Genomic DNA, 17,129 nt, shown 5'->3' on the forward strand with positions numbered 1-17,129 from the left:
CGGATTACGCGCGGATTTGCCGCGCTAATCCGACCTACCCGATCTGCCTGAGCCGTAGCGTAGGTCGGATTAGCGGCGGCACGCCGCGTAATCCGACACCACCACCGATCAGCCAGGTACGGCGCCTGCTTCCATGTACATCAATTCCCATTGATGTCCATCCAGATCCTGGAAACTGTGGCCATACATGAAGCCGTAATCGATCGGCTCCTTGTAGATGCTGCCGCCCGCCTGAACGGCTTTGGCCACCAGCGCATCGACTTCGCCGCGGCTCTCGGCCGACAGGCACACGAGCACTTCCGTCGCCACCGTGGTATCGCACAGCTGCTTGGGCGTGAATTGCTTGAATTTGTCGTGCGTCAACAGCATCACGAAGATATCGTCGGCAACGATCATGCACGTCGCCGTTTCATCCGTGAATTGGGCATTGAAGCTGAAGCCCAGCGCCGTGAAAAACGCCACGGAACGCTCGAGCGACTGGACGGGCAGATTGACAAAGATTTTGCGGGCCATCATGTCTCCTTGTGGGTCGTATGAATAGTTGCTGCCCGCCGATTCTACACCGGCTTTTTACACGCCCGCGCGGCCCACGGTCTTCGGTGCGTAGCCGAAATAGCGGCTGAAGGCGGCGCTGAAATTGGCCGGGTGGCGATAACCGGTTTGCCAGCCCGCCTGTGCCACCTGGCAACCATTTTCCAGCAGTAATTTTGCCCGCTGCATGCGCAGCGCCAGCAGCGTGCGCTGCGGGCTGTCGTTGTAGCGGTAACGCCATCCCTGCTTGAGTTTGAACAAACTCAAGCCCGTTTGCGCGCACAGGTAATCGAGCGTGAGTGCCTGCGCCATCTGCTCCTGCATCAGCGCGTGGACGCGCTCCAGTTTCATGATGTCGGCCTCGCTCCAGCGCGGCACGGGCGCGGGCGCTGGCCGCAGTGTCCGCAGCTGTTCCGCCAGGATACTCAGCACGCCGATATGCACGGCCAGCGGGTCCGTCGCGCGCAGCAGCGAGCGGGCGTGCAGGGTAGCGGCCGCCGTGGTGGCCGCATGCGCCAGCTGGCGCGCGCCGCCGTGGGGCAGCAGGGACGCCAGGCCCTCGGGCCAGTAGCGCGCCAGCGCGTCTTCATCGACCAGCACGCGCAATTGCGCCGCCCGTTGATGCGCCTCGAAACGGCGCTCGCCGCTGACGTGGCGAAACACCGTCATGGTCGTGTGGCCGCCCTGGAAACGCAATTGTTCGCCATCGCGCGTGACGTAGCCGGACGCGCCTTCCAGGCCGATGGTGATCACCATACCGCCTGCATCGTCATGCTGCGATGGCTCGACGAGCGCCAGGTGCGGGCGGTAATCGGAATGCACGAGCAGCAAGCCCTGGTCGACTTGCCGCTGGTCGGCGCGGCACTCTTTCAACCCCGGGTCCAGCTGGCGCCGCGTCCAGCCTGCCGCTTCCCTGTCCTGTTCCCTCATCGCTCCTCCCGTTTTCCGCGCGCCGTCGCGCATATGAAATGCGCCTTGCCGCATACAAATGCAAATGATAACTATTCTCATTGTTGCATAAAATGACCCTGATGCCCACCACGCCGAAAGGAAGATCATGTCATTCGATACGCAACACGCTTTGCAGCCGTACTGGGACCTGGCCGTCGCGCCCGTTCAGGCGGACGGCCTGGCCGCCGCCCTGGAACTGGGCATTTTCGAGGTGCTGGCCACGCCGCACACGCCGGCGCAGCTGGCCGCAACCCTGTCGCTGCATGCGCCGCACACGGCCCTGCTGCTGGAATTACTCTGGAGCATGCAAATATTGGAACGCGATGGGGCCGATGCGGATACGGATGCAAGCGCACAACGCTACCGTTGCACGGCCACCACCTTGCAGTATTTCTGCCGCGACTCCGTTGCCTTTTGCGGCGACGCCTGGCTGTACCGGCTGCACGCGCTGCGCCATTTCGCCACGCAGCTGCACACGCTGGTGCGCGAGGGCGGCAAGGCGGCGCCGTACAGCACGGCCAATGGCGTCAACTGGGCCGCCGCCGCCCAGCAGCAGATCGGCCAGGAGCAGCGCGCCGTCACCATGCGCGCGGCCCTGTGCGTGATGCAGCGCGTCGCGCCGTTTGCGGACGGCAACACGCCGCTGCGCCTGCTCGATGTGGGGGGCGGCCCCGGCTGGGTGGCCATTGCGCTGGCGCAAGCCCATGCGGGCTTGCACGGCTGCGTTTTCGACTGGCCGGAAACGGTGGCCGTGGCCGCCGCGAACATCGCCCATGCGCAACTATCCGGCCGCCTGGAGACCCTGGGCGGCGACCTGGACAGCGACGATATCGGCGGCGGCTATGACCTCATCTGGTGCTCGTCCGTGCTGCATTTCGTGCCCGACATGACGGGCGCCTTGCGCAAGATGCAAGCGGCGTTGAAACCCGGTGGCGTGCTCGTCTGCGTGCAGGCGGAAATCGCGGCGGCACCGGGCGACGCAGCGCGCGTGCTGCCGTATTACTTGCCGATGCGCATGCTGGGCCGCGCGGTGACACGGCACGGTGAATTGGCCCAGCTGCTGCACGACACGGGCTGGCGGCAAGTGGAGCAATACGGCGCCAGCGATTTTCCCATGGCGCCCGTACAAGTGCTGATTGCTCGCGCCTAACAATTATCATTTAATAATTATCTTTTTTATAGCAAGAAAGGACGCAAATGCGCTAAGCTGTGCCGGCATTGATCGATGTCATCCGCAGCACTGTGCTGCCTTCACAAGGAACCCATCATGAGTCAAGCTATTGCAGGGAAAGTCGTCGTCATCACCGGTGCCAGCAGCGGCCTGGGCGAAGCCACCGCGCGCCACCTGGCCGCATTGGGCGCCTGCGTCGTGCTCGGCGCGCGCCGCATGGATTTGCTCACCATCCTCGCCGAGGAAATCACGGCCGCCGGCGGCCAGGCCGCCATTGCCCAGACCGACGTCACGGTGCCTGCCGACGTCAAGAATCTGATCGACACGGCCCTGGCCGTGTTCGGCAAGGTCGACGTGCTGATCAACAATGCGGGACTGATGGCCATCGCGCCGATGAGCGCCTTGAAGGTCGACGAGTGGAACAACATGATCGATATCAACATCAAAGGCGTGCTCAACGGCATCGCCGCCGTCCTGCCGCATTTCCAGGCGCAAAACAGCGGCCACTTCATCAATATTTCGTCGGTGGCGGGGCTAAAAGTCTTCAGCCCGGGCGGCACCGTCTACAGCGGCACCAAGTTTGCCGTCAGTGCCATTTCGGAAGGCTTGCGCCACGAGCTGGCGGCCAGCGGCGGCACCATCCGCACCACCGTCATTGCCCCGGGCGCCGTCGACACGGAATTAAGCCAGGGCAGCAGCCACGCCGAGAGCGCCAAGGCCGTCAAGGAGTTCTACCAGATCGCCATTCCCGCCGATGCCGTGGCGCGCGCCATCGCGTATGCGATCGAGCAGCCGGCCGACGTGGATATCAATGAAATCGTGCTGCGCCCGACGGCGCAGGCGTTTTAAGCGGCATCTTCTTGCAGCGACTCGATGATCAGGCCGGCCAGGCGCTCGACGGGCGGCCTGGACACGCTTGAGGCGCGCAGCAATTCCAGCGACAGCGGGGGCAGGGCGGGCAAGCCCGCTTCCACGTGATCGAGCGCGCGCACGGATGCGGGCAAGCCCAGGCTGGTGCGCACCGTCACGCCCAGCCCGGCGGCGGCCGCCGCCCACAGTCCCGCCAGGCTGGGACTGGTAAACGCCGTGCGCCAGGCGATACCGGCCCCATCGAGCGCCTGCGTGGCGCAGCGCTGGAACAGGCATTCGCGGTCGAACGCAATCAACGGCAGCGGCTCGCCCGACTCGGGCCGCCAGGCCAGGCTGGACGAGGCGATCCAGCGCATGGACGGTTCGGCAATATGCTGGCGCTGCTGCTGCGGATATTCGGCCACGTCGGCGATGCAGGCGCCGCCCCACAGCAGGGCCAGGTCCAGCTGGCCCATGGCCAGCCCTTCCATCAGGGCCGTGTTGCGCGCCACATGCGCCTCGATGCGCACTTTCGGATGGGCGCGCGCAAAACGCCCCAGCACGTCGGGCAGCAAGGCTTCGCCAAAATCCTCCTGCAAACCCAGCCTGATCCACCCCTCCAGTTCCGCCCCGCGCAAGGCGACGGCCGCCTCGTCGTTGAGTTCCAGCAGGCGGCGCGCATAGCCGAGCAGCACGTCGCCGGCCGGCGTCAGCGCCAGGCCCCGGCCATCCTTGCGGAACAGGGGCATGCCCGCCTGCTCCTCGAGTTTTTTCAGCTGCGCGCTGACGGCCGAGGTGGAACGGCCCACCTTGTCGGCCGCGCGGGCAAAGCTGCCCAGCTCGATGCCAGCCACATAGCTGCGCAGAAAGGCGATGTCGAAATTAAGCAGGCTCATGGCGTGGAAGAAATCGTCCGGTTTTTTGGGATGGTGCAGCGTAAATTATCTGATATTCAGAATGATCGTAGCGCGCGACACTGTCAGGGTCAACCACTTTTATCTCCCTGCCATGAGCCCCCGTTGCCAAGCCATTTCCGTTCCTGTCCCCGTCACCGCGCCCGTGCTGGGCGACGCCCATCGCTGGAAAGTACTGGCCGTCGGCGTGGCGGCCAATGCCAGCTTTTCCGCTGCCGCCAATGGCATGCCTACCACGGCCATCTGGCTGCGCAGCGGCTATCACCTGAGCAATACAGAACTGGGGGTGGCGCTGGGCGCCATGGGCCTGGGCGTGGCCCTGACCGAATTACCATGGGGCATGGCCACCGACCGCTGGGGCGACCGCCCCGTGCTGCTGACCGGCTTGCTGGGCACCATGCTGGCGCTGTTGACCTTGCTGCTGTGGATCACGCCCGCTGACGGGTCCGTGCCGCCCTTATGGGCGCTGGCGGCCGGGCTGGCCCTGGTCGGCGTGCTGGGCGGCAGCGTGAACGGCGCCAGCGGCCGCGCCGTGATGCGCTGGTTCGGCCCGGGCGAACGGGGTTTCGCCATGAGCATCCGCCAGACGGCCGTGCCGCTGGGCGGCGGCCTCGGCGCCCTCGTCCTGCCCAGTCTGGCATCGTCCTACGGCTTCATGCCCGTGTTTGGCGCCCTGGCCCTCGTATGCGGCCTGTCGGCATTTTTTACGTGGCGCTGGATGCATGAGCCCGATTTCTCTGCCGAGGCCGCCAAGGGGCCGCAAAACGCGTCCACGGGCATGTCTGAGGTGATGCCACCGCAACCTTTACGTAATCGTAAAGTCTGGCGCATGGTGGCGGCCATCGGCTTGCTGTGCGTGCCCCAATTTGCCGTGCTCAGCTATGCCACCGTGTTCCTGCACGACCATGGCCGCCTGGGCCTGGCGGAAATCACCGCCGTGATGGTGGCCCTGCAGGCGGGCGCCATGGTGATGCGCATCTGGAGCGGACGCCACACGGACCGCCACGCGAACCGGCCGGCCTACCTGCGCGGCTCGGCCCTGGTGGCACTGGCCGCGTTCATTTTGCTCGGATGCATCGCCTGGACGCATGCGCCGGGCTGGCTGCTGATGGCCGCCGTGGTGCTCGCCGGCATCGCCGTGTCCGCCTGGCATGGCGTGGCCTACACGGAGCTGGCGACCCGCGCCGGCGCCGCCAATGCGGGCACGGCCCTGGGCATGGCGAACACGGCCGTCTACGTGGGGCTGTTCCTCACACCCCTCGCCATCCCGCACCTGCTGGCGGCCAGCAGCTGGCCCGTCGTGTGGTGGCTGGCGGGGCTGGTGGCGCTGCTGACCTGGCCGCTGTTTCCTGACGCTTAGGGCAACAGAGAAATGCGATAAACGCAGCGCATCGCATTGGCCAGCACGTGCTGCTCGCGCACGATGCTGGCGCTTGGCCCCACCACTTCCTGGAACAGCTGCAGCTCGGAGCGGCAAAAGCCCTGGCAGGTGCGCGCCGCGGCGCAGATGGGGCAGTGGTCTTCGATCAGCAGCCAGTCGTCGCCCTCCGCTTCCACGCGCGCCATATACCCCTCTTCATCGCGCACGGCGGCCAGTTGCCGCAAGCGCGTGGGCAAGTCCGGCGCCGAGCACGCCAGGGCATACGCGCTGCGGCTTTCCTCTTCGCGCTGCGTGATCAGTTTATCCAGCCCCGCCTCGCCGAACAGCTGGCGCACGGAGCCGATCAGCTTGATCGTCAGCTGCGCATGCGTGTCGGGAAAGCGCGCATTGCCCGCCTCCGTCAAGACCCAGTTCTGCCGCGGCCGTCCCGCGCCCGCCTGCGCCTCCTGGCGCCCCTCGATCAGGCCCGCCGCCACCAGCTTTTGCACTTGCTGGCGCGCCGCCTCGCCCGTCATGTCCAGGGTCTTGGCCAGGGTCGCCGTGGAGACGGGTCCCTTGGTCTTGATGAAATACAGGATGCGCTCCGTCGTTTGCGGCGCCTCGCTATTATCCAAACGTTTACTTGTGTAATTCATTTCGCTCAACTATCATGGGGCCAGTTAACCAACTAATTGCTTGCATAATAGGCCGGTAGCTCCCCGCTGTCGAGGAGTTTCCACGTCCGCATGCCGGCAAGACACTCTTTGGACTGGAATCCCATGCAGCTGCAACACTCGATCTGGCTGTTTCACGCCATCCTCGCTACCGGCCTGGCCACCTGGCTGACCCTGGCCGCCATCAACAACCTGCACGCCTTCCACGGCTCCGTCTGGGCCATCGGCAACACCATGCGCATGGACCCGCTGCGCCAGGACCCGACCATCCAGACGCCGCTGCTGCGCCGCGCCCTCACCTCATTGACCTTGCACCGGCTGGCGCTGGGCGTGGTGCTGGCCTTGCAACTGCTGGCCGCCATCGCCGCCTGGACGGGCGTGGCGCTGTTGTTCGGCGGCGGCCTGGCCGCCGGCTTGCCCTGGCTGAACCTGGCCTTGTGCGCCATGGCCGCCTTTTTGCTGCTGATGCACCTGGGCGGCCTGTGGTTCGGCTACTGGATCGCGCAGGAAGGCTTGCAGACGACGCACCTAGTGCTGCTGCTGTGGACCATGGCGCTGTTTTTCACCTTCAACGCGCAGCGGACCTGATCAGCCTCCGCTGCGCCTCTTCTTCCCTTTGTACTTTTCCCTTTGTACTGCTGTAAAGGACTTCATCATGAATACGAAAATCGTCGGCGCCTCCGCGCTGGCCATCGCCCTGGCCGTCGCGGGCGCCGCGCTGTATCCGCGCGCTGCATCACAAGCCGCTACGCATGCGGCCGATGCCGCCGCCTACCCCGCCACCAAGGTGGCGCTGGTGCCCGTCGTGCTGGGCACGCAGGAACGCTTTTTTGCGGGCGTGGGCGAACTGGAAGCGGCGCGGCAGGTGCAGGTGGCCGCCGAAACGGGCGGCCGGATCACGCAGATCCGCTTCGCATCGGGCCAGAGCGTGGCGGCCGGCGCCGTGCTGGTACAGCTCAATGACGCGCCGGAACAGGCAATGCTGCTGCGCCAGCGCGCGCAGCTGAAAAACGCGGAAAGCAGCCATGCCCGCACGGCGCAGATGGTCAAGGACAAGGCGGCCACGCAGGAGCAGCTCGACACTGCGCTGGCCGCGCGCGACGCGGCCCTGGGCGACGTGCGCCAGACGGAAGCGCTGATCGCGCAAAAGACCATCCGCGCCCCGTTCGCGGGACAGCTGGGCATCCGCAAGGTGCACGCGGGACAGTACCTGAACGCGGCCGACACGGTGGCCAGCCTGATCGACACGAAATCCTTGCTGGTGAACTTCGCCCTCGATGAACAGAGCAGCGCGAAGCTGGCGCCGGGCCAGGCCGTGCAGGTGCTGGTGGACGCCTATCCCGATGACATCTTCACGGCGAAGATCAACGCCATCGACCCGCTGATCGACCGCTCGCGCATGGTGCAGGTGCAGGCGGCGCTCAGCAATCCGCGCGGCGCCTTAAAAGCCGGCATGTACGCGAATGTGCGCGTGGCGCGCGAAGCGGGCCAGCAGCTGACGGTGCCGGAAACGGCCGTGACCTACAGCGCCTACGGCGACACCGTGTTTGTCGCGCAGCAGGAAGGCAAGCAGCCGCTCACCGTCAAGCGCGTGGGCGTCAAACTGGGCGAGCGGGCAGGAGGCCGTGTCGCCATCCTGGACGGCTTGCGCGAGGGGCAGCGCGTGGTCGCTTCGGGCCAGCTGAAACTGGCCGACGGCATGGCCGTGCAAGCCGTGGCCAATACCCTGGACGAGGCCAAGCGCGCCGCGCCCAAGGCCGGTTCCTAAGGAGCGCACACGATGAAATTTACCGATTTATTCGTGCGCCGCCCCGTGCTGGCGCTGGTGATCAGCACCTTGATCCTGATGCTGGGCGTGATCGCCATCCTGCAGCTGCCGATCCGCCAATACCCGATGCTCGAATCATCGACCATCACCGTGAAAACCACGTATCCGGGCGCCTCGGCGGAACTGATGCAGGGTTTTGTGACGCAGCCGATTGCGCAAGCCGTATCGTCGGTGGAAGGCATCGATTACCTGACCTCGTCGTCGGTGCAGGGCAGCAGCACGGTCACCGTGCGCATGGAATTGAACCGCGATTCCACGCAGGCGCTGACGGAAGTGATGGCCAAGGTCAACCAGGTGCGCTACAAGCTGCCCGAAGGCGCCTTCGACCCCGTCATCGAGCGCTCGGCCGGCGATTCCTCGGCCGTCGCCTACGTGGGCTTTGCCAGCGACAGCGTCTCGGCGCCCGCGCTGACCGATTATCTGGCGCGCGTGGTGCAGCCGATGTTCGCCACCATCGACGGCGTGGCGAAGGTCGACGTGTATGGCGGCCAGCAGCTGGCCATGCGCCTGTGGATCGACCCGGCCAAACTGGCGGCGCGCGGCTTGACGGCGGCCGACGTGGCCGACGCCGTGCGGCGCAATAACTACCAGGCGGCGCCCGGCAAGGTGAAGGGACAATTCGTCGTCTCCAACATCAGCGTCAACACGGATCTCACCAGCGTGGAACAATTCCGCGACATGGTCATCCGCAAGGGCGGCGATGAAAAGGACAGCGCATCGCTCGTGCGCCTGAAAGACGTGGGCACGGTGGAACTGGGCGCCGCCGCCACGGAGACGAGCGGCATCATGGATGGCGTGCCTGCCGTGTACCTGGGCCTGTCGCCCACGCCCGGCGGCAACCCGCTGGTGATCGTCGACGGCATCAAAAAACTGCTGCCGGAGATCCAGAAAACCCTGCCGCCCGGCGTAAAAGTGGAGCTGGCGTTCGAGACGGCGCGCTTCATCCAGTCGTCCATCGAGGAGGTGGCGCACACCCTGCTCGAAGCGCTGCTGATCGTCGTCATCGTCATCTATCTGTGCATGGGTTCCCTGCGCTCCGTGCTGATACCCGTCGTGACGATACCGCTGTCGATGCTGGGCGCGGCGGCGCTGATGCTGGCCTTCGGCTTCAGCATCAATCTGCTCACCCTGCTGGCGATGGTGCTGGCCGTGGGACTGGTGGTCGATGACGCCATCGTCGTGGTGGAAAACGTGCACCGGCATATCGAGGAAGGCAAGACGCCCGTGGCGGCCGCCCTGGTCGGTGCGCGCGAAGTGGCCGGCCCCGTGATCGCCATGACGATCACGCTGGCGGCCGTGTATGCGCCGATCGGCATGATGGGGGGCCTCACGGGCGCGCTGTTCAAGGAATTCGCGCTGACCCTGGCCGGCGCCGTGGTGGTATCGGGCGTGGTGGCGCTGACCCTGTCTCCCGTGATGAGTTCCTTGCTGCTGCAGCCGAAACAATCGGAAGGGCGCATGGCGCGCGCCGCCGAGCATTTCTTCGAGGGTTTGACCAGCCGCTATGCGCGCCTGCTGGACCGCTCCTTGCACCACCGCTGGCTCAGTGCCGGTTTCGCCGCGCTGGTGATGGTGAGTCTGCCGTTTTTGTACCTGCTGCCGCAGCGCGAACTGGCGCCGGCGGAAGACCAGGCCAGCGTGCTGACGGCCATCAAGGCGCCGCAGCATGCCAACCTCGATTACGTCGAACGCTTTTCCTACAAGCTCGATGCCATCTACAAGAACATCCCCGAAACGCACTCGCGCTGGATCATCAACGGCGGCGAAGGCCCCGCATCGAGCATCGGCGGCATCAACCTGACGCCATGGGCTGAACGCGCGCGCAATGCGGCCGTCATCCAGGCCGAATTGCAGCACGCCGTGGGCGACGTGGAAGGCACCAGCATCTTCGCCTTCCAGCTGGCGCCCTTGCCGGGATCGAGCGGCGGCTTGCCCGTGCAGATGGTCTTGCGCAGCGCGCAGGATTACGCCACCCTGTTCCGCACCATGGAAGACGTCAAGCAGCGCGCGCGCGACAGCGGCCTGTTTGCCGTCGTCGACAGCGATCTCGATTACAACAACCCCGTCGTGAAAGTGCGCGTGGACCGCTCGAAAGCCAACAGCCTGGGCATCCGCATGCAGGACATCGGCGAATCGCTGGCCGTGCTGGTGGGCGAAAATTATCTGAACCGCTTCGGCATGGATGGCCGCGCGTACGACGTCATCGCGCAAAGCCCGCGCGAACAGCGACTCACGGCGCAAGCCCTGACGCAGCAGTACGTGCGCGCCGACGATGGCAGCCTGCTGCCCCTGTCCGCCGTCGTCTCGGTAACGGAACAGATCGAGCCGAACATGCTGACGCAGTTCAACCAGCAGAACGCGGCCACCTTCCAGGGCGTGCCGGCGCCAGGCGTGACCCTGGGCGACGCCGTCGCCTTCCTCGATGGCGTGGCCAAGACCCTGCCGCCCGGCTTCAGCTACGACTGGCAATCGGACGCGCGTCAGTTCGCCACGGAAGGCAATGCGTTGCTGCTGGCCTTCCTGGCGGCCGTCGTCGTCATTTACCTGGTGCTGGCGGCGCAGTATGAAAGCCTGACGGACCCTTTGATCATCCTGATCACGGTACCGCTGTCGATTTGCGGCGCCCTGATTCCGCTGGCCCTCGGCTACGCCACCGTGAACATCTACACGCAGATCGGCCTGGTGACCCTGATCGGCCTGATCAGCAAGCATGGCATCCTGATGGTGGAATTTGCCAACGAATTGCAGGTGCATGAACGGCTCGACCGCATCACGGCCATCCGCAAGGCGGCGCAGATCCGCCTGCGCCCGATCTTGATGACGACGGCCGCCATGGTGGTGGGCCTGGTGCCGCTGCTGTTCGCTTCCGGCGCGGGTGCCAACAGCCGCTTCGGCCTGGGCGTGGTGATCGTCTCGGGCATGTTGATCGGCACCTTCTTTACCCTGTTCGTGCTGCCCACCGTGTACACCTTTCTGGCCCGCCGCCACACGGCCGACCATGCCACGCCGCGCGCCCGCGACCTGTCGCAGGCGCTGAAGGAATCCCCATGAAAAATTACCGCTATCTCATCTCCCTTTTCCCCGTGCTGGCCGGCTGCGCCGTCGGCCCCGCCTACGTCACGCCGGGCACGCCCGCCATCGCCCTGGCCAGCCCGCAGCAGGCGCAGTTTGCGCCAGGTCCAACGGCTGCCAGCAGCGCCGCGTGGTGGACGTTTTTCGACGATGCACGGCTGTCGCAGCTGATCGCCAGCGCGCTCGAACACAACCTCGATATCGCGCAGGCACAGGCGAATCTGCTGGCCGCGCGCGCCGTCTTCGACGAGCGCCGGCTCGACGAACTGCCCATCGTCACGGGCCAGGCGGGATGGCAGCGCACGGTGCAGCAGGACACGCCCGACAGCCGCGCCGCCAGCACGAATACGCGCGTGGGTTTCGACGCGCAATGGGAGATCGACCTGTTCGGCCGCCTCGCGCATATTTCCCGCTCGGCGCAGGCGCGCGCCGACGCGGCGCAGGCCGATTTGCGGCAGGTGCGGCTGACGATCGCCGCCGAGGTGGCGCGCAATTACTACGAGGCCCTGGGCTACCAGCAAAACCTGGCGCTGACGCAGGCGCAGATACAAAGCTGGCGCGACACGGTGGCATTGACCGACGCGCGCATCCGCGCCGGCAGCGGCTTGCCGGAAGAACGCCACAACGCGCTGGCCAACCTGGCGCGCAGCGAGGCGGCATTGCCGCCCCTGCAGGCGGGGTTACGGCAGGCGCAGTACCGGCTCGATGTCTTGAGCGGCCAAGCGCCGGGTGCCATCGCGCTGGCCACCACGCCGCGCCAGCAGGCGCCGCTGGCGGGCCAGCTGCCGCTCGGCGACGTGAACCGCCTGATCAAGCAGCGGCCCGACGTGGTGCGCGCCGAACGCCTGCTGGCAGCTTCCAGCGAAGACGTGGGGGCCGCCACGGCCGACCTGTATCCGCGCCTCAGCCTCGGCGGCTTTTTAGGCTTCTTCGCCCTGCGCGGCAGCGGCGTGTTCGATGGCGGCGCGCGCGCGGTCGAGGTGGCGCCCTCCGTCAGCTATCCGGCCTTCCGCCTGGGCAGCGTCAGGGCACGCTTGCGCGGCACGCAAGCCGAGGCGCAGGGCGCGCTGGCGCGCTATGAGCAGACGATGTTATTGGCGCAGGAAGACGTGGAAAACGCCGTCACGCAGCTGGCGGAAAACCAGACGCGTTTGGCCTCCCTGCTGGAATCGGCGCGCCATGGCAACGCGGCCCTGGGCATCGCCAGCACGCGCTATCAGGGCGGTGCCGGCAGCTACCAGGCGGTGCTGGAAAACCAGCGCGCCTTGTACGATATCCGGCGCGAAGCGCTGCTGGCGGAAACGGCGTCCTACATCGATGCGATCGCCCTGTACAAGGCGCTGGGATGGGGGCAAACTATGTAGCATTTTTCGATCAGGAGGAAATCCGATGTTCACGCAAGGCAGCTGGCTCAATCCACCGGAAAACTGGTCCGCCGACGGCGCGCAATTACGCGTGACGACGGATGCGAACACGGATTTCTGGCGCAAGACTTCGTATGGTTTTATCCGCGACAGCGGCCACTTTTTTGGCACTGAAATCCATGGCGATTTTACGGCGCAGCTGCACGTGGCCGCGCAGTACGCGGCGCTGTACGACCAGGCCGGCATGATGGTGCGCATCGACGAGCAACACTGGCTCAAATGCGGCGTCGAATTTTCCGACGGCCAGCTGCTGTTGAGCAGCGTATTGACCTTGGACAAATCCGACTGGGCCGTCAGCATCGCGCCCGCCATGCCGGACGGTTTCTGGCTGCGCGTGACGGTGGAAAAGGGAGTGCTCCGGGTGCAGTATTCGACCGATGGCAAGCTGTGGCCGCTGCTGCGCCTGGCGCCGTTTCCTGCGGCATCCCGCTACCGCGTCGGGCCCATGTGCTGCACGCCGGAACGCGGTGGCCTGGAGGTGGTGTTTTCGCAGTTTGCCACCGGTCCCGCGCTGCAAAAAGGCTTGCATGATTTGAGTTAAGTTAAACCGCCCACGTCTCGTGCAAATGGCGCCACAGCAGCTCGCCGGCAGGCGTTTTTTCATACACGACGGTCGACAGGCGCTCCGTGTTTTCTGCGCCGGGCATGGACTGAAACTCACGGTAGGAGACGGTGGCGCCGGCCGCGCTTTCCTGTATCAAAACGATGTCCGAAATGCGCATCTGTAAACCCGGACGGCTGCCGCCGGCGGCGCGGAAAAACGCCGCCAAACCGGCGCCATCGAGCTGCTTGCCAGCGGGCGCCACCATCGTGAAACCGGGCGAGAAACGCGCGAGCAAATCAGCGCAATGTTCGGGCGCCGTGGCTGCGCCGGAAAGCCATTCGCGGATCAGCACATGCGTGGATAAGATGTCGTCAAAATAAGGATTTGTAGCGTTCATTTTTTGCTTGCTCCATGGTGATGTAAAAGGTCGAGAACGGCGCGGTTATCGATGCGCAGGCACAGCGCCAAAGGCAGCACGCACGCGCTGGCGGCCAGCGCAAAGCACCAGTGAAACACCTGCGCCGCGCGCGCATGCAGGGCGGGGTCGTCCAGGCTGCCGATGCCCTGCGCCGCCAGCAAGCCGTTGAGCAGTACGCTGAGCAGCGCCACGCCCAGGCAAAAGCCCAGCTGGCGGTTGATATTCCACACGGCGCTGGCTTGGCTCAGTTGCGCGTCCGGCGTGCGCAAGAAGGCCGTGCTTTGCGCCGTGCTGCTGCACAAACCGCCGCCAAAGCCCATCACGGCATACGCGCCGGCCAGCCAGAATAACTGGCCCGCCGAATCCACCCGCAGCAGCATCAGCATGCCCGCCGCCTGCAGCAGGGCGCCAGCGATGAACAGGGGCTGCGGCCCCACGCGGCGGTAGCTTTTCCCCGTCAGCGAAATGGCCGCAAACGAGGCCAGCGCCCACGGCAGCATCAAGGCACCGGCCGTCGAGGCCGGCATGCCCAGCACGCCCTGCAGGTACAGCATGGCCAGCAGGCTCACGCCCATGAAGACACCGGGCACCAGCAGGTACATCAGCATGGCTATGCGCAGCAGCGGTTCGGCGGCCAGGCGCAGGTTGAGCAGCGGCGTCGACTTGCGCAACGCGCCGCGCACGTAGGCCCACGCGCAGGCGGCGCCCAGCGCCAGCACGCCGGCGCCGGTCAGCAACTCGCCCGGCGTACCGAGCATGGTCAAGCCCAGCAGCAGCAGCAAAATCGCCGTGCTGCCCGCCAGCAGGCCGCCCACGTCGAGACGGGGCACGGCCGCGCGCGGCGGATCGGGACGCAGCCAGCAGGCGGCCAGCAGCAGCGCCAGCGCCGCGAACGGCACGTTCAAATAAAAAATCCAGCGCCACGACAGGCTGTCGACGATCACGCCGCCCAGGGCGGGCGACAGCGCGGGCGCCAGCAAACCCACCAGCATGATGACGGAGGACAGGCCGGGGCGCTCCGCAGGTTGATACAGCTGGTAGGTCATGCTTTGCCCCAGCGGGATCAGCAAGCCGCCGCCGAGCCCCTGCACGCAGCGCCAGGCGATCAGCGCCTCGATCGACGGCGCCAGGCCGGCGCCGATGCTCGCGCATAAAAAAGTTAGCAACGATGCCATGAACACGGTTTTGCTGCCATAATAGGCAGCCAGCCAGGCGCTGGCCGGGATGACGATGGTCAGGCCGAGGATGTAGGCGGTGCTGATCCAGGCCAGCTGCGCCACCGAGGCGTGCAGGGCATGGCCGATGTCGGGGTAGGCGACGCTGGTGATGAACATGTTGATCAGGTCGACGAAAAACCCCAGCAGATAGATGGCCGCCACTTTTTTGCGATAGTCCATGGTGCTCCGAATGGCAAACGGCCAGCTTAAGCGCTCACCGCCATTTGCGTAACGGGCCAGCCCCGATTACACTGTCAAACTTATTTTGACAAACCCCTGCAAACCGCATGTCTACCTACTCTTCATCATGATCAGTCTTGACCGCCTGGGTATTTTCATCGCCATCGTCGACGCCGGTTCGCTGACGGCCGCCGCCGCCGTGCTGGGCCAGAGCAAGGCCGTCGTCAGTTTTAATTTGAAACAGCTGGAGGCGGAGCTGGGCGTGTCGCTGCTCACGCGCAGCACGCGCAGCCTGGCGCTGACGGACGTGGGACGGCGCTTTTACGAGGATTGCCAGCGCGTGCTGAGCGAAGCGCATGGCGCCATCGAGACGGCGCGCCAGGGCCAGCAAGGCTTGCGCGGCACCCTGCGCCTGACCACCACCGTCGAATATGGCAGCCGCACGGTGATTCCCGCGCTGATCGCCTTCGCCGCCGCCCACCCGCAGCTGCAGATCCAGCATTCGTCGTCGTCGTCGCATGAAGACCTGATCTCGGGCCGCTATGACCTGGCCATCCGCATGGGGTCCCTCAACGATTCGAGCTACCGCGCCGCGCTGATCGAGCCGTACGCGATCTGGCCCGTCGCTTCGCCCGCCTACCTGGCCAGCCTGCCCGGCAGGGACATCGCCAGCTTGGACGACTTGCAGCGCGCGCGCTGGCTGGCGCACAGCCGCCTGGCCTCGCCGCTGCGCTGGGACGTGCAGACGCCCGACGGTCCGGCCGCCTTTGCCGTGCAGGACGACGCCGCCATCCATTCCGACTCCGCCTCGGCCCTGCTGGGCTTTGCCCTGGGCGGCTGCGGCGTGGCCCTGCTGCCGCAGTGGCTGGTGGAAGGGGAGGTGCGCGCGGGACGCCTGCGCCGCCTGCTGCCCGGCGTCGTCTTCCCGCAGCAGGGCGTGTATGCCGTGTATCCGAACACCCAGCATATTGCGGAAAAGGTGCGCGCCTTTATCGACTTCTTGCGCACGTTCGTGGGCACGCCGGACTAAGGTTTCACTTCCCCAATATTTGATAAACACAACGATTTCCAAGGGGCAAACGGGCGCCCCTTTCGGTGTGCACGGCCTACACTGAAGGGACGTTGTTCATCGAATGGAGACCATCATGGCACATACATTGGCAGCAGTTTTCGCCGTGCGCGACATGGCCGAGCGCGCCCGGCACGACCTGATCACGGCGGGCTTCCCCGGCGCCAGCATCCGCCTGCACGATGCGGGCAGCGACGAATTTTCCGCCACGGAAAATATCCGCCGCGACGACAGCGACAGCCTGCTCGACAACATCAAGCATTTCTTTAAGGATCTGTTCGGCAGCCACGCCGACCGCCACATCTATGCGGAAGCCGTGCGGCGCGGCCATGTCGTGCTGACGCTGGAGGGAGCGAGCGACGCCGATATCCAGCGCGCCACCGACCTCGTCGAGCGCTACGCGCCGCTCGACATCGATGCGCACGCCGAGCACTGGCGCGCCGGCGGCTGGCAAGGCGCGCCGCACAACGACAGCGCGACGCGCCAGGGCGCCAGCATGCAGTCCGGCGCGCCATCGCAGCAGGGCACGTCCGCTGGCAATATCAACGAGGCGCCAGGGTCGCAGCAGTTTGCGGGCGGCATGGCATCGCCGCCGTCCGGCGCGGGCGCCAACGTGCGCCGCTATCCGGGCGCCGACAACCTGCCCGGCACCAGCTACGACGACGAGCAGTACTACCGCAGCCACTGGAGCGCCACCTATGTCGCCACCGGCGCGCGCTTCGAGGACTACGATCCCGCCTACCGCTATGGCCATTCCATGGCCAACAGCGACAGCTACCGGGGCCGCCCGTGGGACGAGGTGGAAGCGGACCTGCGTTCCACGTGGGAGCACACGTATCCCCAGTCGGCGTGGGACAACTTCAAGGCGGCCATCAAGCATGGCTGGGAACGCATCACGTCCTGACGCGCGCCGAGGGCGTTGCTGCC

Annotated in this window: 16 protein-coding genes; 10 read left to right on the plus strand and 6 right to left on the minus strand. The window is 65.9% G+C overall.

The genetic code is table 11. From position 1 onward, the window contains the following. Window positions 1–108: 108 nt before the first annotated feature. Both AC07VH_RS17495 and AC07VH_RS17500 read right to left on the minus strand, forming a co-directional pair. A complete protein-coding gene (locus AC07VH_RS17495; RefSeq protein ID WP_494787685.1) occupies window positions 109–513 on the minus strand; it encodes a VOC family protein in 405 nt (134 codons plus the stop codon). 57 nt (window positions 514–570) lie between these two features. Further along, window positions 571–1,461 carry a helix-turn-helix domain-containing protein gene (locus AC07VH_RS17500; RefSeq protein WP_494787638.1) on the minus strand — a complete coding sequence of 297 codons (891 nt, stop codon included), beginning with the start codon at window positions 1,459–1,461 and terminating at the stop codon, window positions 571–573. A 127-nt stretch (window positions 1,462–1,588) separates the two neighbouring features. Here AC07VH_RS17500 and AC07VH_RS17505 point away from each other — a divergent pair, with 127 nt between their 5' ends. After that, a complete protein-coding gene (locus AC07VH_RS17505; RefSeq protein WP_494787637.1) occupies window positions 1,589–2,632 on the plus strand; it encodes a methyltransferase domain-containing protein in 1,044 nt (347 codons plus the stop codon). Between the two features lie 117 nt (window positions 2,633–2,749). After that, on the plus strand, window positions 2,750–3,502 hold the full coding sequence (locus AC07VH_RS17510; RefSeq protein WP_489629332.1) for an SDR family oxidoreductase: 753 nt from the start codon (window positions 2,750–2,752) through the stop codon (window positions 3,500–3,502). Here the strand turns inward: AC07VH_RS17510 and AC07VH_RS17515 are convergent. Beyond that, window positions 3,499–4,398, minus strand: a complete 900-nt coding sequence (locus AC07VH_RS17515; RefSeq protein WP_489629331.1) for a LysR substrate-binding domain-containing protein — start codon at window positions 4,396–4,398, stop codon at window positions 3,499–3,501. The genes AC07VH_RS17510 and AC07VH_RS17515 overlap by 4 nt on opposite strands. Window positions 4,399–4,510: 112 nt before the next feature. Between AC07VH_RS17515 and AC07VH_RS17520 the strand changes: the two genes are divergently transcribed. After that, window positions 4,511–5,776, plus strand: coding sequence for an MFS transporter (locus AC07VH_RS17520; protein ID WP_494787636.1), 1,266 nt, complete (start codon window positions 4,511–4,513; stop codon window positions 5,774–5,776). Here the strand turns inward: AC07VH_RS17520 and AC07VH_RS17525 are convergent. Further along, a complete protein-coding gene (locus tag AC07VH_RS17525) occupies window positions 5,773–6,432 on the minus strand; it encodes a helix-turn-helix transcriptional regulator (protein WP_475416997.1) in 660 nt (219 codons plus the stop codon). The two genes, AC07VH_RS17520 and AC07VH_RS17525, sit on opposite strands and share 4 nt — an antisense overlap. Window positions 6,433–6,555: 123 nt before the next feature. Here AC07VH_RS17525 and AC07VH_RS17530 point away from each other — a divergent pair, with 123 nt between their 5' ends. The 5 genes from AC07VH_RS17530 to AC07VH_RS17550 all read left to right on the plus strand — a co-directional run bounded on the left by AC07VH_RS17530 (window position 6,556) and on the right by AC07VH_RS17550 (window position 13,315). Next, window positions 6,556–7,038 (plus strand): DUF2165 family protein, encoded by a 483-nt coding sequence (locus AC07VH_RS17530; protein ID WP_475416996.1) that lies wholly within the window; start codon window positions 6,556–6,558, stop codon window positions 7,036–7,038. 67 nt (window positions 7,039–7,105) lie between these two features. Beyond that, complete coding sequence (locus tag AC07VH_RS17535; RefSeq protein WP_494787635.1) at window positions 7,106–8,218, plus strand: efflux RND transporter periplasmic adaptor subunit; 1,113 nt, start codon at window positions 7,106–7,108, stop codon at window positions 8,216–8,218. Between the two features lie 12 nt (window positions 8,219–8,230). Beyond that, the gene (locus AC07VH_RS17540) at window positions 8,231–11,329 is read left to right on the plus strand and encodes a MexW/MexI family multidrug efflux RND transporter permease subunit (protein WP_494787634.1); all 3,099 of its coding nucleotides are present in this window, start codon (window positions 8,231–8,233) and stop codon (window positions 11,327–11,329) included. Then, a complete protein-coding gene (locus AC07VH_RS17545) occupies window positions 11,326–12,714 on the plus strand; it encodes an efflux transporter outer membrane subunit (protein ID WP_494787633.1) in 1,389 nt (462 codons plus the stop codon). The genes AC07VH_RS17540 and AC07VH_RS17545 overlap by 4 nt, the downstream gene beginning before the upstream one ends. A 25-nt stretch (window positions 12,715–12,739) precedes the next feature. Beyond that, complete coding sequence (locus tag AC07VH_RS17550; protein WP_494787632.1) at window positions 12,740–13,315, plus strand: DUF1349 domain-containing protein; 576 nt, start codon at window positions 12,740–12,742, stop codon at window positions 13,313–13,315. A 1-nt stretch (window position 13,316) separates the two neighbouring features. On the opposite strand, the gene AC07VH_RS17555 is transcribed toward AC07VH_RS17550, so the two are convergent. Further along, window positions 13,317–13,715, minus strand: a complete 399-nt coding sequence (locus AC07VH_RS17555; protein WP_494787631.1) for a DUF4440 domain-containing protein — start codon at window positions 13,713–13,715, stop codon at window positions 13,317–13,319. Next, window positions 13,712–15,133: an MFS transporter gene (locus AC07VH_RS17560; RefSeq protein WP_494787630.1), complete on the minus strand. Its 1,422-nt coding sequence runs from the start codon at window positions 15,131–15,133 to the stop codon at window positions 13,712–13,714. The genes AC07VH_RS17555 and AC07VH_RS17560 overlap by 4 nt, the downstream gene beginning before the upstream one ends. Window positions 15,134–15,260: 127 nt before the next feature. Here AC07VH_RS17560 and AC07VH_RS17565 point away from each other — a divergent pair, with 127 nt between their 5' ends. Further along, window positions 15,261–16,163 (plus strand): LysR family transcriptional regulator, encoded by a 903-nt coding sequence (locus AC07VH_RS17565; protein ID WP_494787629.1) that lies wholly within the window; start codon window positions 15,261–15,263, stop codon window positions 16,161–16,163. Between the two features lie 115 nt (window positions 16,164–16,278). Then, entirely contained in the window at window positions 16,279–17,106 is an 828-nt protein-coding gene (locus tag AC07VH_RS17570) for a hypothetical protein (protein ID WP_494787628.1), read from the plus strand. Window positions 17,107–17,129 lie beyond the last annotated feature (23 nt).

Source organism: Janthinobacterium sp. GW821-FHT03C10 (assembly GCF_059420865.1).

Bases quoted from the DNA above. Each gene is read 5' to 3' on its own strand.
- AC07VH_RS17495 (WP_494787685.1), bottom strand. From the start codon at position 513: ATGGCCCGCAAAATCTTTGTCAATCTGCCCGTCCAGTCGCTCGAGCGT.
- AC07VH_RS17500 (WP_494787638.1), bottom strand. From the start codon at position 1,461: ATGAGGGAACAGGACAGGGAAGCGGCAGGCTGGACGCGGCGCCAGCTG.
- AC07VH_RS17505 (WP_494787637.1), top strand. From the start codon at position 1,589: ATGTCATTCGATACGCAACACGCTTTGCAGCCGTACTGGGACCTGGCC.
- AC07VH_RS17510 (WP_489629332.1), top strand. From the start codon at position 2,750: ATGAGTCAAGCTATTGCAGGGAAAGTCGTCGTCATCACCGGTGCCAGC.
- AC07VH_RS17515 (WP_489629331.1), bottom strand. From the start codon at position 4,398: ATGAGCCTGCTTAATTTCGACATCGCCTTTCTGCGCAGCTATGTGGCT.
- AC07VH_RS17520 (WP_494787636.1), top strand. From the start codon at position 4,511: ATGAGCCCCCGTTGCCAAGCCATTTCCGTTCCTGTCCCCGTCACCGCG.
- AC07VH_RS17525 (WP_475416997.1), bottom strand. From the start codon at position 6,432: ATGAATTACACAAGTAAACGTTTGGATAATAGCGAGGCGCCGCAAACG.
- AC07VH_RS17530 (WP_475416996.1), top strand. From the start codon at position 6,556: ATGCAGCTGCAACACTCGATCTGGCTGTTTCACGCCATCCTCGCTACC.
- AC07VH_RS17535 (WP_494787635.1), top strand. From the start codon at position 7,106: ATGAATACGAAAATCGTCGGCGCCTCCGCGCTGGCCATCGCCCTGGCC.
- AC07VH_RS17540 (WP_494787634.1), top strand. From the start codon at position 8,231: ATGAAATTTACCGATTTATTCGTGCGCCGCCCCGTGCTGGCGCTGGTG.
- AC07VH_RS17545 (WP_494787633.1), top strand. From the start codon at position 11,326: ATGAAAAATTACCGCTATCTCATCTCCCTTTTCCCCGTGCTGGCCGGC.
- AC07VH_RS17550 (WP_494787632.1), top strand. From the start codon at position 12,740: ATGTTCACGCAAGGCAGCTGGCTCAATCCACCGGAAAACTGGTCCGCC.
- AC07VH_RS17555 (WP_494787631.1), bottom strand. From the start codon at position 13,715: ATGAACGCTACAAATCCTTATTTTGACGACATCTTATCCACGCATGTG.
- AC07VH_RS17560 (WP_494787630.1), bottom strand. From the start codon at position 15,133: ATGGACTATCGCAAAAAAGTGGCGGCCATCTATCTGCTGGGGTTTTTC.
- AC07VH_RS17565 (WP_494787629.1), top strand. From the start codon at position 15,261: ATGATCAGTCTTGACCGCCTGGGTATTTTCATCGCCATCGTCGACGCC.
- AC07VH_RS17570 (WP_494787628.1), top strand. From the start codon at position 16,279: ATGGCACATACATTGGCAGCAGTTTTCGCCGTGCGCGACATGGCCGAG.